Origin of the sequence: Pseudomonas sp. RC3H12, assembly GCF_018596375.1 — a bacterium.
GTDB lineage: Bacteria > Pseudomonadota > Gammaproteobacteria > Pseudomonadales > Pseudomonadaceae > Aquipseudomonas.
This window is the reverse complement of sequence record NZ_CP075595.1, coordinates 4938415-4953471: the sequence shown is the minus strand read 5'-3', so window position 1 is coordinate 4953471 and position 15057 is coordinate 4938415. Positions and strand designations below refer to the sequence as shown.

Sequence of the window (15057 nt, the reverse complement as noted above, 5' to 3'; positions counted from 1 at the left end):
CGCGCCCCATCGCCGGCAAGCCGGCTCCCACAGGAAAGATGCAGCCCTTGTGGGAGCCGGCTTGCCGGCGATGGGGCGCGAAGCGGCCCTTTGCTTTTGCAGCCTCAGCCGCTACATTGGATCCCCTGTGCCAGCAAACGCTGGCACTTTTTTTCTTACTTTTCAGCAGACGGACCCCGTAAAACTCCATCATGGACCCTTCCCCTGGTATCAGCCTCACCTCGTTGTTCGCCGATTTCGGCATGATTCTCTTTGCCTTGTTCCTGGTGCTGCTCAACGGCTTCTTCGTGGCCGCCGAGTTCGCCATGGTCAAGCTGCGCTCCACCCGCGTCGAATCCATCGCCGAGCTGCATGGCTGGCGTGGCAGCATCCTGCGCAAGGTGCACAACCAACTCGACGCCTACCTCTCGGCCTGCCAGCTGGGCATCACCCTCGCCTCCCTGGGCCTGGGCTGGGTCGGCGAGCCGGCGTTCGCCCACCTGCTCGAGCCGCTGCTGGCCTATGTCGGCGTGGACAGCCCGGAGCTGATCAAGGCGATCTCGTTCTTCGTCGCCTTCTTCGTGATTTCCTACCTGCACATCGTGGTCGGCGAGCTGGCACCCAAGTCGTGGGCGATCCGCAAGCCCGAGCTGCTGTCGCTGTGGACCGCCGTGCCGCTGTACCTGTTCTACTGGGCGATGTACCCGGCGATCTACCTGCTCAACGCCAGCGCCAACACCATCCTGCGCATCGCCGGCCAAGGCGAGCCAGGGCCGCATCACGAGCATCACTATAGCCGCGAGGAGCTCAAGCTGATCCTGCACTCCAGCCGTGGCCAGGATCCAAGCGACCAGGGCATGCGCGTGCTGGCCTCGGCAGTGGAGATGGGCGAGCTGGAGGTGGTCGACTGGGCCAACTCCCGCGAGGACATGGTCAGCATCGATGCCCATGCGCCGCTGAAGGAAATCCTCGCCCTGCTGCGTCGTCACAAGTTCAGCCGCTACCCGGTGTATGACGCCGAGCGCGAGGAATTCACCGGCCTGCTGCACATCAAGGACCTGCTGCTGGAGCTCGCAGAGCTCGACCACTTGCCGCAAACCATCGACCTTGCAGACCTCGCCCGCCCGCTGGAACGGGTGTCCCGGCACATGCCGCTGGCCCAGCTGCTTGAGCAGTTCCGCAAGGGTGGCGCGCACTTCGTGCTGGTCGAGGAAGCCGATGGCAAGGTGATCGGCTACCTGACCATGGAAGACGTGCTGGAAGTGCTGGTAGGCGATATCCAGGACGAACACCGCAAGACCGAGCGCGGCATCCTCGCCTACCAGCCGGGCAAGTTGCTGGTGCGCGGTGATACACCGCTGTTCAAGGTCGAGCGCTTGCTGGGTATCGACCTGGACCACATCGAGGCGGAAACCCTCGCCGGGCTGATCTACGAGACCCTCAAGCGCGTCCCCGAGGAAGAGGAAGTGCTGGAGGTCGAAGGCCTGCGCATCATCATCAAGAAGATGAAAGGGCCGAAGATCGTGCTGGCCAAGGTGCTCAAGCTCGATTGACCCGAGAGCCCGCGCCTACATCCGTGGGTGCGGGCTTGCCCCGCAATGCGTCATGGATTCCCTGCGGTAAAGTCCGGCAACCCACCGATTGGCCGGTCGAACTGATACGGGATCGACTCCAGCGCCAGCCCCACATTGCGCTGCACCACGAAATGCAGGTGCGGCCCGCTGCTGTTGCCGGTGTTGCCCGATTTGGCCAATGGCTGCCCCTGTGCAACCCGCTGCCCCTCGCCCACCACCACCGAACCGCGCATCAGGTGCAGGTAAACGCCCATGGTACCGTCCGGGTGCAGGATCCTGACAAAATTGCCCGCCGGATTGTTGCCCCGCCCGCTCTGGTTGTTCTCGATCTTCACCACCACCCCACCGCGTGCCGCGATGATCGGCGTGCCTTCGGGCATGGCGATATCCATGGCGTAGCGGCCCTTGGGCCCGAAGTGGCTGAAACGGCCGTTGGGGCCCTGGCTCAGGCGGAACGGCCCACCCTTCCAGGGGAACGGATAACGGTAGCCCTGCGGGCGCTGGCCCGGGTCGCCCATGGCGTAGCGGAACTTGGTGTCGTACTTGAGGCGAGCCCCTTGGCGAGCCTGCACCACGCTGAGGATCAGGTTCGAGCGCGGCGGCACCAGGCGCCGGACGATGCGCGGGGCGTTACCGCCCTGGGCATTGGCCAGGCGCTCCACACGCAGTTCAACTTCCATCGGCACGAACAGCTCGTTGCGCGCGACAAAACGCACGCCACCGGCGAAATCCTCGGTCTTCAGCCGCACCTGGCCGTCCAGGCGCTCGACCATGGGTTCGCGGAACACGAAAACCTTGGCGCCCACACTGGGACGGTCGGAATAGGAAACCACGCCATAGGTATCGGTGGTCTTGTAGATGGTCATGCCCAGGCTCGACGCCGAGGCCGTGAGCAAGGCACAGAACAGCAGCAGTCGGGAGGGCGGCATGATGGTGGCTTTTTGACAGTTACGTTCTGTCGAAGCCTAGCAGCCGGATTTGAGAGGGATATGACAGTTGGTCGGGATGCTGGAGGTGTAACGTGGGAGCGGGCAAGCCCGCTCCCAAAACATCCGCTCCGACGCGGTGCTCAAGCGGCCATCAGGCGCCAGGCGTGAAATGCTTCTGCGCCGTGCCGCGGGCGATCAGCCGCGACAGGTAGTCGAGTTTCTGCGCATCCTGGTCGACAAACTTGAAGGTCAGCTGCAGCCAGTCGCTCTCAGGCTTGGGCTCCAGCGCCGCAATGGCGTGCAGGTAGCCGTTCAGGCGCGCCGTTTCGGCATTCTCGCCTTGCTCCAGGTCCAGCACCGCGCCTTCGAGCACCTGTGGCAGGTTGGTACCGCGGCGCACCACCAGCAGGGCTTCCTTGAGGCTCAGGGCCTTGATCATGCACGGCTGGGTTCCGCTGGACAGGCGCAGTTGGCCCTGGCCACGACCAGCCTGGGCCGCTGCAGCGGCAGTCTTCGGCGTGGGGGCGTTGATCAGAGGCTTGGCCGCTGCTGCCACGGGCGCAGCGGCGGGCGCGGTTACCTTGGCCGCGTCCGGGCGACCGCCCGTCAGGGCACTGAGCGAGTCGTTGGCGAACGCAGAGTTGACCCGCGCCGGCGCGCTGGACATCAGGCTGTCGAGCTTGCCGATCTTGGTCAGCGACTTCTTCACCTTGGTCAGCAGCTGCTCGTTGGTGAAGGGCTTGCCGACGAAGTCGGAAACGCCGGCCTGGATGGCCTGGATCACGTTTTCCTTATCACCACGGCTGGTCACCATGATGAACTGCATGGTCTTCATCTCTTCCTGCTGACGGCACCAGGTCAGCAGTTCGAGGCCGGACATCTCCGGCATTTCCCAGTCGCACAGGACCAGGTCGAAACGTTCCTTGCTCAGCATGGCCATGGCCTTGCGACCGTTGACCGCGTCCTCGATCACCATGCCGGGGAAGGCATTGCGCAGGCACTTCCTTACCAGGTCACGGATGAACGGGGCATCATCCACGACCAGCACATTCACTTTACTCATCGATACTCCTCTTGATCCCGGCTAGCATACCGCCGACTGATGGCCATTTGCCAAACCACTGGTCACGCCGGGACTTCTCACACGGTTCGCGGGTGCCTGCTGGTGCTCGACCGCAAACGAAAACGCCCGGCGGTTGCCGGGCGTTCATGCTCGGGAGCAATCTTATTTATCGTCCGGTTCAGCCGGAACATTAGCGATTTCGCCCTCATCGAACGCTTCGCCCTGCACCTCGGCCTTCATGCGCTTGAGGCCCATGTGGCGCACGTCGGTACCACGTACCAGGTAGATCACCAACTCGGAGATGTTGCGTGCGTGGTCGCCGATGCGCTCCAGCGAACGCAGGGCCCAGATCACGCTCAACACGCGGGAGATCGAGCGCGGATCTTCCATCATGTAGGTGACCAGCTCGCGCAGCGCCGTCTTGTACTCGCGGTCGATGGTCTTGTCGTACTGGGCCACCGACAGCGCCAGGTCGGCATCGAAGCGGGCGAAGGCGTCCAGCGCGTCGCGGACCATGTTGCGCACCTGGTCGCCGATGTGGCGCACCTCGACGTAGCCACGCGGCGACTCGCCTTCCTCGCACAGCTGGATGGCACGGCGGGCGATCTTGGTGGACTCGTCACCAATGCGCTCCAGGTCGATCACCGACTTGGAGATGCTGATGATCAGGCGCAGGTCGGAGGCCGCCGGCTGGCGACGAGCGAGAATGCGCACGCACTCCTCGTCGATGTTGCGCTCCATCTGGTTGATCTGTTCGTCGACCTCGCGCACCTGCTGCGCCAGGCCCGAGTCGGCCTCGATCAGCGCGGTGACGGCATCGTTCACCTGTTTCTCCACCAGCCCGCCCATGGCCAGCAGGTGGCTGCGCACCTCCTCGAGCTCGGCGTTGAACTGCTGGGAGATGTGGTGGGTAAGGCTTTCTTTGTTGATCATCGTTTCGCTCCGCGAAGCAGCTGCAGGCTTCAAGTCGTTCGTGTCGTTCCCTGGCGTTCCTACCTTGCCGGTCTTAGCCGTAGCGACCGGTGATGTAGTCTTCGGTCTGCTTCTTCGCCGGGTTGGTGAACAGGGTGTCGGTATCACCGAATTCGACCAGTTTGCCCATGTACATGAAGGCGGTGTAGTCCGAAACACGGGCCGCCTGCTGCATGTTGTGGGTCACGATGACGATGGTGTACTTGGATTTCAGTTCGTAGATCAGCTCTTCGACCTTCAGCGTCGAGATCGGGTCCAGTGCCGAGCAGGGTTCATCGAGCAACAGCACTTCCGGCTCAACGGCAATGGTACGGGCGATCACCAGACGCTGCTGCTGGCCACCGGACAGGCCCAGCGCCGACTCGTGCAGGCGGTCCTTGACCTCATCCCACAGGGCCGCGCCCTTCAGCGCCCACTCGACGGCCTCGTCGAGCACGCGCTTCTTGTTGATGCCCTGGATACGCAGGCCGTAGACCACGTTCTCGTAGATGGTCTTGGGGAACGGGTTGGGCTTCTGGAACACCATGCCCACGCGGCGACGCAGCTCGGCCACGTCCTCGCCCTTGCGGTAGATGTTGTTGCCGTACAGGTTGATGGCGCCTTCGACACGGCAGCCGTCGACCAGGTCGTTCATGCGGTTGAAGGTGCGCAGCAGCGTGGACTTACCGCAGCCGGACGGGCCGATGAAGGCGGTCACGCGCTGCTTGGGGATGTTCATACTGACGTCGAACAGTGCTTGCTTGTCGCCGTAGAACAGGGACAGGCCGGGTACTTCGATGGCCACGGTCTCTTCAGCCAGGCGCAGGCTCTGCTTGTCGCGGCCCAGGGCCGACATGTCGATGCCGTGGGCGTGGGATTCATGCTGCATGGTCAACTCCATACGCTATCAATTCGTTTCAAAGGGCCGCCCGGCATCCGGGCAGCACGCTTGCAATCAGGATCAGTGGTCCAGGGCCTTGTACTTCTCGCGCAGGTGGTTACGGATCCACACCGCCGAGAGGTTGAGGGTGGCGATCACCAGCACCAGCAGCAGCGCGGTGGCGTACACCAGCGGCCGCGCGGCCTCGACGTTGGGGCTCTGGAAGCCGACGTCGTAGATGTGGAAGCCCAGGTGCATGATCTTCTGGTCCAGGTGCAGGTACGGGTAGTTGGCGTCCACCGGCAGCGATGGCGCCAGCTTCACCACACCCACCAGCATCAGCGGGGCCACTTCGCCGGCGGCGCGGGCCACGGCGAGGATCATGCCGGTCATCATGGCCGGGCTGGCCATCGGCAGGACGATCTTCCACAGCGTCTCGGCCTTGGTCGCGCCCAGGGCCAGCGAGCCTTCGCGAACAGTGCGCGGAATACGCGCCAGGCCTTCCTCGGTGGCCACGATCACCACCGGCACGGCCAGCAGCGCCAGGGTCAGCGAAGCCCACAGCAGGCCCGGCGTACCCAGCGTAGGTGCCGGCAGCGACTCGGGGAAGAACAGCCGGTCGATGGAGCCGCCCAGCACGTAGACGAAGAAGCCCAGGCCGAACACGCCATAGACGATCGCCGGTACGCCGGCGAGGTTGTTCACGGCGATGCGGATCAGCCGGGTCACCGGGCCCTGCCTGGCGTATTCACGCAGGTAGACGGCAGCCAGCACGCCGAACGGGGTGACGATCACCGCCATGATCAGGGTCATCATCACGGTGCCGAAGATGGCCGGGAAGATACCGCCTTCGGTGTTGGCCTCACGCGGGTCGTCGCTGAGGAACTCCCACACCTTGGCGAAGTAGGCACCCATCTTGGTAAAACCGGACATGGCGTTCGGCTGGATGGCGTGGACCACCTTGCTCAGGTTGATCTCCACTTCGCGGCCATTGCCGTCCCGGGCTACCAGGCTGTCGCGGGCGAACTCCTGGTGCAGGCCGTTGAGGCGCTCTTCGATGGCCTTGTAGCGGTTGTTCAGTTCGGCGCGCTCGGCGTCCATGTCGGCCTGTGCAGCGGCGTCGAGCTTGCCGTCCAGCTCCAGCTTGCGGCTGTGCAGGCGCAGGCGCTCCAGGCCGTGGTTGATGGCACCGATGTCCTTCTTCTCGAGCTTCACAAGCTGGTCGTTGAGCTGGCTGGCGCGCTTGAGGCGGGCCTGCAACTCGTTCCAGGCTTCCGGCCCCTGGGCGACCACGCGGCCTTCTTCCTTGACGCTGACCAGGTAGCCGTAGAAGTTGCCCCATTCGCGGCGCTCCAGGGCAATCAGGTCGGCAGGTTTCTGCTGGTCGACCAGCCACTCGCCGACCACCCAGGTGAAGTCGCTGCCGTTGAGGTCGCGGTTGCCCACCTTGATCAGCTCGCGGGTCATGAACTCCGGGCCTTGGTCGGGCACCGGCAGGCCGGCACCCTTGAGGCGTTCCCGGGGCACTTCTTCCTTCTGCACCACTTCACCGATGACGATGTGGTCAGCCTGGCCCGGCACCTTGTAGGTGGCCTGGACCAGGTCGGCCGGCCAGAAGTGGCCCAGGCCGCGCACGGCGATCACGGCCAGCAGGCCGACGGTCATGATGACCGCCATGGCCACCGCGCCGCCACTGATCCAGACGCCGGGGGCGCCGCTCTTGAACCAGCCTTTGAGGGAATCCTTTTTCACGGATCTCTACCTTTCTATCAAAGCGACGAGTATTTCTTGCGCAGGCGCTGGCGAATCAGCTCGGCCAGGGTGTTCATCACAAAGGTGAACAACAGCAGCACGAGGGCGGCGAGGAACAGCACACGATAGTGGCTGCCGCCGACTTCCGATTCGGGCATTTCCACGGCCACGTTGGCGGCCAGGGTGCGCATGCCCTCGAACAGGTTCAGCTCCATCACCGGGGTATTGCCGGTGGCCATCAGCACGATCATGGTCTCACCCACCGCACGGCCCATGCCGATCATCAGCGCCGAGAAGATGCCCGGGCTGGCGGTGAGGATGACCACGCGGGTCAGGGTCTGCCATGGCGTCGCGCCCAGCGCCAGCGAGCCCAGGGTCAGGCTGCGCGGCACGCTGAACACGGCGTCCTCGGCGATGGAGTAGATGTTCGGGATGACCGCGAAGCCCATGGCGATACCCACTACCAGGGCGTTGCGCTGGTCGTAGGTGATGCCGAGGTCGTTGCTGATCCACAGGCGCATGTCGCCCTTGAAGAACCAGCTCTCGAGGAACGGACTCATGTACAGGGCAAACCAACCGATCACCAGGATCACCGGGATCAGGATCGCCGCTTCCCAGCCATCAGGGATGCGCAGGCGGATCGACTCCGGCAGGCGGCTCCAGCTGTAGCCGGCAAGCAGGATACCGATCGGCATGATCAGGAACAGGCTGAACACGCCCGGCAGGTGGCCTTCGAGGTACGGCGCGAGGAACAGGCCGGCGAAGAAGCCGAGGATCACCGTCGGCATCGCTTCCATCAACTCGATCACCGGCTTGACCTTGCGGCGCATGCCTGGGGCCATGAAGTAGGCGGTGTAGATGGCGGCGGCGATGGCCAGCGGGGCAGCCAGGATCATCGCGTAGAACGCGGCCTTGAGCGTACCGAAGGTCAGCGGCGACAGGCTCAGCTTGGGTTCGAAGTCGGTGTTCGAGGCGGTCGACTGCCAGACGTACTTGGGCTCGTCGTAGTTCTCGTACCAGACTTTGCCCCACAGCGCGCTGAAGGAGACTTCCGGGTGCGGGTTCTTCAGGCTCAGCGGCAGCAGCTTGTTGCCTTGCTCGATGATGATGCGGTTGGCGCGCGGCGACAGGGCGAGGATGCCCGCGCCTTCGGCGACCGGCTCGACCAGCAGGGTGCGGTGCGCGGTGCTGTGGAACACGCCGAGCTTGCCGTCGCTGTCCAGGGCGATGAAGCCCTTGCGGCGCTCCTCGGCGTCGATCTGCACCACCGGGGCCTTGCCCAGCTGGAAGCTGCGGATCAACTTGAAGCGCGACTCGCCATCGGGGTCGCGGGCCATGAACCACTGGCTCAGGCCACCCTTGGAGTCACCGAAGATCAGCGAGATGCCGCCAACCAGCTGGGCGGTCGCGGTGATTTCGGCGTTGCCGTCCTCGAGCAGCTTGTAGCGGCCGTTGAGGCTCTTGTCGCGCAGGCTGAACACGTCGGCGGTGGCGCGGCCGTTGACCACGTACAGCCACTGCTGGCGCGGGTCGATGAAGATGTTCTTCACCACCTCGGTCATCTGCGGCAGTTCGATACGGTTTTGCTCGACAGTGACCTCGTCAGTCATCATGTTCTCGGTGCGCGACAGTTCGATCACCTGCAGGTGCGCACCGGTGGAACCGGCCAGCAACAAGGTGTCGCCGTTGACGTTGACGCTCACATGCTCCAGCGCGCGGCCTTGTTCATCCAGGGTGAACAGGTCCTGACCATAGGGGAAGTCGATGCCCGCCTCGATGGTCTTCTTGTTGTCCGGATAGGTGATCTTGTAGGTGTGGTGGAACACCAGCGCCTGGCCGTTGGACAGGCCCACCACCACCAGCGGGCTGCCCGGCTGGTCGGTGCTGATCGAGCTGACCTGGGCGCCGGCCGGCAGCGGCAGGTCGACGCGCTTCAGTTCGTTGCCGGTCTTGGTGTCGAAGAACAGGGCCTGGCCCTTGTCGGATACACGCATACCCACGAGGTTCTGTTCCTCGAGGGCGATCAACAGCGGTTTACCGGCGTCCTGCTGCAGCCAGGTCGGCTCCAGCGCCTTCTTGCTGGAAAGCGTGGCGCCCTGGAACAGCGGCAGCACCACATAGGCCAGGTAGAAGAAGATCAGCGTAATCGCCGCCAGCACGGCAAGCCCGCCCACCAGGACGTACCAGCGGGTCAGGCGATCCTTGAGGGCGCGCAGGCGGCGCTTGCGTTGCAACTCGGGCGTATTGAAGTCAATGCGCACGGGAGGAGAATTTTGGGTCATTGTGGAGTTGGCCAGATCATTCATGCGCACACCCTAGCGGTCCCGTATGACAAAAACATGACAGTGCAGTGACGCAAAAAAGCCCGCCGCGCAGGAGCCCTGGCTTCGGACTAAGGAATTCGTGGAAGAGGCCGGTATTATTAGTCACCGGCCTCAACCTCAATTACTTACTTCTTTGCAACGTTACCCGCGTGGGACAGGCCCAGGTCGGCCAGGGTCTTGTCGACCACTTTGGCTGGCAGCGGGATGTAGCCGTCCTTCACGACAACTTGCTGGCCGGCCTGCGACAGCACCAGCTTGACGAACTCGGCTTCCAGCGGGGCCAGAGGCTTGTTCGGCGCCTTGTTGACATAGACGTAGAGGAAACGCGACAGCGGGTAGGTGCCGTTCAGGGCGTTGGCTTCGTTGTCTTCGACGAACGCGCCGCCTTCTTTCTTGGCCAAGGCAACGGTCTTGACGCTGGCGGTCTTGTAGCCGATGCCCGAGTAGCCGATGCCGTTCAGCGACGAGCTGATCGACTGCACTACCGAGGCCGAGCCAGGCTGTTCGTTGACGTTAGGCTTGAAGTCGCCTTTGCACAGGGCTTCTTCCTTGAAGTAGCCGTAGGTGCCCGATACCGAGTTGCGGCCGAACAGCTGGATTGGCTTGTTGGCCAGGTCGCCGGTCACACCGATGTCGCCCCAGGTCTTGACGTCAGCCTTGCCGCCGCACAGGCGAGTGGAGGAGAAGATAGCGTCAACCTGAGCCATGGTCAGGCCCTTGATCGGGTTGTCCTTGTGCACGAACACGGCCAGGGCGTCCACGGCAACCGGGATGGCGGTCGGCTTGTAGCCGTACTTCTGCTCGAAGGCCTGCAGCTCGACGTCCTTCATCTTGCGGCTCATCGGGCCCAGGTTGGCGGTGCCTTCGGTCAGCGCGGGTGGCGCGGTCGAGGAACCGGCGGCCTGGATCTGGATGTTTACGTTCGGATATTCCTTCTTGTAGGCCTCGGCCCACAGGGTCATCAGGTTCGCGAGGGTGTCGGAACCGACGCTGGAGAGGTTGCCCGAAACACCGGTGGTCTTGGTGTAGGTCGGGATTGCAGGATCGACAGCGGCGACCGCATTGGCGGCAGCGACGCCAGCGGCGGCAAAGGTCAGGGCCGCCATCAAACGCTTCAGTTTCATGCCTTGCTCCTAGCAGGAATATCGTGGGTTGTGAGATGGAACGGGCCCAAGTATCTGCAGGCCGCATGAACACTCTATGACTCGAATATGACAATTGGATGAAAGGCCATCACCGGTAACCGGGATGGCCTTTACAGGATGTTGCAGAGGGGGAAATTAGAGCGGGTTTCAGCGTTTGCGTGCGAGCAGATAGATGCCCACCAACAGACCAACGGCGCAAAGGCACGCCACGTAATAGGCGGGTGCCATCGGACTGAACTTCAGCAGTGCGGTCACCACCATCGGCGTGAGGCCACCGAAGATCGCGTAGGCCAGGTTGTAGGAGAACGACAGACCGCTGAACCGAACCACCGGCGGGAACGCCTTGACCATCACGTAAGGCACGGCGCCGACGATACCCACGCACAGGCCAGTCAGCGCATAGAGCGGGAACAGCAGGTCCGGGCGGGTCGGCAGACTGTGGTAGAAAGCCCAGGACGACGCCAGCAGCGCCAGGCTGCCGACGATGAACACGCGCCCGGCGCCGAAACGGTCGGCCAGGCTGCCAGCGCCGACGCAGCCCAGGCTGAGCAGCACGATGGCCAGGCTATTGGCCTTGAGCGAGTCGGTGGGGCTGACGTGGTAGAGGCTCTGCAGCAACGCCGGGGTCATGAGGATGATCACCACGATGCCGGCCGACAGCAGCCAGGTGAGCAGCATCGACAGGATGATCGCGCCGCGGTGATCACGCAGCACCGCGCGCAGCGGCAGCTCTTCGGCCAGGGCCTTGCGCGCCTGCATTTCGGCGAAAACGGGGGTCTCATGCAACCAACGGCGCAGGTAGACCGCGAAGAAGCCGAACACCCCACCGAGCAGGAACGGGATACGCCAGGCGTAGTCCGCCACTTCCTCGGGGGTGTAGAGCGTATTGATCAGCGTTGCCACCAGCGAGCCAAGCAGGATGCCCGAGGTCAGGCCGGCGGTCAGCGTGCCGCAGGCATAGCCGGTGTTGCGCGCCGGCACGTGCTCGGAGACGAACACCCAGGCTCCTGGCACCTCGCCACCGATGGCCGCGCCCTGAATCACCCGCATCAGCAGCAGCAGGATCGGTGCCCACAGGCCAATCTGCGCATAGGTGGGCAACAGCCCCATCACCAGGGTCGGCACGGCCATCATGAAAATGCTCAGGGTGAACATCTTCTTGCGTCCGAGCAGGTCGCCGAAGTGGGCCATGACGATACCGCCCAATGGCCGGGCCAGATAGCCGGCGGCGAAGATGCCGAAGGTCTGCATCAGGCGCAGCCATTCGGGCATGTCGGCGGGGAAGAACAACTTGCCCACCACCGTGGCGAAGAACACGAAGATGATGAAGTCGTAAAACTCCAGTGCACCGCCCAGCGCGGACAGCGAGAGGGTCTTGTAGTCACTGCGGGACAACGGCCGGGACGGCTGCTCGATACTGCTCTGCACGGAGGTCATCGCTGTTCTTTCTCTTGTAGGTCTGCGGACCGCTTGGCATGCGGCTTCTGGATTGAGTAGTCGGCGAAGATAGCAAATTGCCGAGCCGCGCTCATAGCGGTACAAAATCCATACAGATATTCATGAATGTGCGGTCGTCGCTGGCTGTGCAGGTATATATACTGCCCGCTCGTAGGAAAAGGTTGCTTATCCTGAGGGATGCTGTGCGAAAACGTCGGTCATTGTTGTCAGACTGTTTCGCAGAGTTTCCCTGAGGCCGCCCCCTGAAGCGAAATCAGCGTAGTATGCGTGTTGCTGAATCGTTTTTACGGCGTCCGTTATTGCGCCACCAACGAAGCGTCACGGGTCAGAGGCCCCACGGCATGATTGAGCTCGAACAAGAAGATCCTATCCCGCAAGGCGACCTGGCCTTGCAGATCACCGCGCTGCCGCGTGAGACCAATGGTTTCGGCGATATCTTCGGCGGCTGGCTGGTCGCCCAGATGGACCTGGCCGGCACCGCCATGGCCAGCCGCGTCGCCGGAGGCCGAGTGGCCACGGTAGCCATCGATCGCATGGCGTTCCTGGTCCCGGTGGCCGTGGGCGCGCAGCTGTCCTTCTATACCCAGACCCTGGAAATCGGCCGCAGCTCGATCCAGATGATGGTCGAAGTGTGGAGCGACGACCCGCTGTCCAGCGAATGGCGCAAGGTCACCGAGGCAGTGTTCGTGTTCGTCGCCATCGATGGCAGTGGTCGCACCCGCTCCGTACCTCGTCGCTGAGCCTGGCGAGCGGTAAACTCATTGCACGTCACCGGGTCCAACGGCCTGACAGACAATCAATGAGACGAACGCAATGGCTAACTTCACGGTCGAGACCGAGCTGCACGGCGAGCTCAACTGCTGGCGCATCACCAGCGATCATGCCGAACTACTGATTGCCCAACAGGGCGCCCAGGTCCTGAGCTATCAGCGCCTGGGCGAGCCACCGCTGCTGTGGCTGAGCGACCAGGCCACCTTCGGCCAGGGCAAGTCGGTGCGTGCCGGCGCACCCGTGTGCTGGCCGTGGTTCGGTATCTTCGAGCGCAATCCCGATTCGGTCAAAGCCATGTTCAAGGGCGAGCAGCCGCCCGCCCACGGCCTAGTGCGTGGCCGTGACTGGCAGTTGTTGCGCGCCGAGGAACACGGCGACCACCTGCAGTTCGAGTTCGAATTGCCCGAAGCCCAGGGTAAGCTGCCGGGTTGGCCTCATGACGTCCAACTCAAGCTCCTGGTAGAACTGGACGACCAGCTGAAGCTCACCCTCACCAGCTACAACCTCGGCAATACCGATGTCACCCTGAGCCAGGCGCTGCACAGCTACTTCGCCGTGAGCGATGTGCGCCAGGTGCAAGTGGAAGGCGTTGACGGGTTGGCCTACATCGAAACACTGGCCAACTGGGAACAGCGCAAACAACAGGGCAACCTGGGTTTCGCCGGCGAGACTGATCGCATCTACCTGAACGCGCCTGAGCGACTGGCGATTGTCGATCCGCACTGGAACCGGCGCATCACCCTTACCGCTGGCGGCTCCCGCACCGCGGTAATCTGGAATCCCTGGACCGACCGCGCCCGCGACCTGCCGGACATGGCCGACGATGGCTGGCAGCGCATGCTGTGCATCGAGACGGCGAATGTGATGGATGACGTGGTGGTGCTCAAGCCAGGGGCGACTCATGCGATGAGCGTGGCGATCGGTAGCGAAGCGCTCTGACCCGATAGTTTCAGCCGCCTGTACTGGCCCTATCGCCGGCAAGCCGGCTCCCACAGGATTGCGCGGTCGCCTGTGGGAGCAACTGTCTTGAGGGGATTTTTTTAGAAAGATCCTTTCAGACATAGCTTCGCCAGCGACTCCCTCCAGATGGAGTCGCTGGCGAAGCCCGCTATCAGTAACTACCTCTGAGAAATGTCAGGCTGCGGGCGCCTGGGTTTTATGGTCCTTCCATGGCGTACCGTCCCTCAGCATGGCATTCAGCCGCACCAGCAACACGCGCATGCAAGCCACCACGGCTACTTTGGGGCGCTTACCACGCGCTACCAGTGCGTCATACCGGGTCTTGAACTCAGGGACGTGCCTGATCATCACCCAAGCCGCCATGTAGATAACGCCACGAACTTTGTAGCGCCCGCCCTCGATCTTGCGTGGGCCGCTCTTGCTCCCACTGTCCTTGTTGTAGGGCGCCAGCCCCACCAGGGCGGTGATCTTCCGTCCGCTCAGCGTGCCCAGCTCGGGCAAGTAGGCCATCAGCTTGGCAGTCGTAATCAGGCCTACGCCTTTGACTGATGCCAAGTGCTTGGCTTTCTCGCTGTTCAGCGCCTTTGAGGCCTGCGCAAGGTGTTTGTCCAATGCCTTGATCTGAGCGTTGAGAGACGCAATGTGCTCAGTGAAGAAGGTGATTGCTACAGGGGAAGTCGCTTGCTTGATTCGACGTCTGTCATCGTCGCGATGCTCAACGATCTGATCCCGTAGCTTGACCAGCTCGCTCAGCTCATCACGTGCCTGACTGGGCTCGATCTTTGATGGGGATGCAAGATGCTGAGCAAACTTGGCCAGCATCAAGGCATCGATCCTGTCGGTTTTGGCCAGTTGACCTATTGCTTGGGCATAGTCATGAGAGCGTTTGGGGTTGACGCGGACCACATCCAAATCAGCGATGCGTAACGCCTTGAAAACCGCTTTCTCATAGCCCCCCGTAGCCTCGAGCACGATCCGCTCGACCTCAAGCTCGTTCAAGCAGGCAATCAGCTGGGCAATCCCCTCAGGGTCATTCCTCAGCTGGAATGGCTTGGAAAGTTCAGGCCAGAACCCCACGTCCAGGGTCGCTTTCGAAACATCGATACCAACGAAACAGGAAATCATGGCCAAGCCCTCTTACACTGGGAAGTGAGAGCGCTCTGACCTATCCCACGCTTGTGATTTCGAGCTCGCACCTCATCCAACTGTTCGGGCTTCAGGTCAGAGTGAGGGGTGGATGGCGACTATGCTCCCACACGTGCTCTAGGGCA

General features: G+C 62.8%; 12 protein-coding genes. 3 read left to right on the top strand and 9 right to left on the bottom strand.

What is annotated here, in order from left to right:
- Positions 1-191 precede the first annotated feature (191 nt).
- Positions 192-1532, top strand: coding sequence for a hemolysin family protein (locus KHO27_RS22650; protein WP_214500802.1), 1341 nt, complete (start codon positions 192-194; stop codon positions 1530-1532).
- A 50-nt stretch (positions 1533-1582) separates the two neighbouring features.
- On the opposite strand, the gene KHO27_RS22645 is transcribed toward KHO27_RS22650, so the two are convergent.
- The 8 genes from KHO27_RS22645 to KHO27_RS22610 all read right to left on the bottom strand — a co-directional run bounded on the left by KHO27_RS22645 (position 1583) and on the right by KHO27_RS22610 (position 12034).
- A complete protein-coding gene (locus KHO27_RS22645; protein WP_023630538.1) occupies positions 1583-2482 on the bottom strand; it encodes a peptidoglycan DD-metalloendopeptidase family protein in 900 nt (299 codons plus the stop codon).
- Positions 2483-2633: 151 nt separating this feature from the next.
- The gene (locus KHO27_RS22640; protein ID WP_028689969.1) at positions 2634-3545 is read right to left on the bottom strand and encodes a response regulator; all 912 of its coding nucleotides are present in this window, start codon (positions 3543-3545) and stop codon (positions 2634-2636) included.
- Positions 3546-3707: 162 nt separating this feature from the next.
- The gene (gene phoU / locus KHO27_RS22635; RefSeq protein ID WP_023630537.1) at positions 3708-4478 is read right to left on the bottom strand and encodes a phosphate signaling complex protein PhoU; all 771 of its coding nucleotides are present in this window, start codon (positions 4476-4478) and stop codon (positions 3708-3710) included.
- Between the two features lie 73 nt (positions 4479-4551).
- Entirely contained in the window at positions 4552-5385 is an 834-nt protein-coding gene (pstB, locus tag KHO27_RS22630) for a phosphate ABC transporter ATP-binding protein PstB (RefSeq protein WP_031315066.1), read from the bottom strand.
- A 72-nt stretch (positions 5386-5457) separates the two neighbouring features.
- The gene (gene pstA, locus KHO27_RS22625) at positions 5458-7128 is read right to left on the bottom strand and encodes a phosphate ABC transporter permease PstA (protein WP_214500801.1); all 1671 of its coding nucleotides are present in this window, start codon (positions 7126-7128) and stop codon (positions 5458-5460) included.
- A gap of 17 nt (positions 7129-7145) precedes the next feature.
- Positions 7146-9434, bottom strand: a complete 2289-nt coding sequence (locus KHO27_RS22620; RefSeq protein ID WP_111531901.1) for an ABC transporter permease subunit — start codon at positions 9432-9434, stop codon at positions 7146-7148.
- Positions 9435-9577: 143 nt separating this feature from the next.
- A complete protein-coding gene (locus KHO27_RS22615; protein WP_102684600.1) occupies positions 9578-10576 on the bottom strand; it encodes a phosphate ABC transporter substrate-binding protein PstS in 999 nt (332 codons plus the stop codon).
- A gap of 168 nt (positions 10577-10744) precedes the next feature.
- On the bottom strand, positions 10745-12034 hold the full coding sequence (locus KHO27_RS22610; protein ID WP_102684601.1) for an MFS transporter: 1290 nt from the start codon (positions 12032-12034) through the stop codon (positions 10745-10747).
- A 362-nt stretch (positions 12035-12396) separates the two neighbouring features.
- Between KHO27_RS22610 and KHO27_RS22605 the strand changes: the two genes are divergently transcribed.
- Together KHO27_RS22605 and KHO27_RS22600 are read left to right on the top strand one after the other, a co-directional pair.
- A complete protein-coding gene (locus tag KHO27_RS22605; protein ID WP_003253317.1) occupies positions 12397-12795 on the top strand; it encodes an acyl-CoA thioesterase in 399 nt (132 codons plus the stop codon).
- Between the two features lie 73 nt (positions 12796-12868).
- Positions 12869-13765, top strand: coding sequence for a D-hexose-6-phosphate mutarotase (locus KHO27_RS22600; protein WP_214500800.1), 897 nt, complete (start codon positions 12869-12871; stop codon positions 13763-13765).
- 195 nt (positions 13766-13960) lie between these two features.
- Here KHO27_RS22600 and KHO27_RS22595 read toward each other — a convergent pair whose 3' ends face one another.
- Positions 13961-14911, bottom strand: a complete 951-nt coding sequence (locus KHO27_RS22595) for an IS110 family transposase (RefSeq protein WP_111533460.1) — start codon at positions 14909-14911, stop codon at positions 13961-13963.
- Positions 14912-15057: the final 146 nt, after the last annotated feature.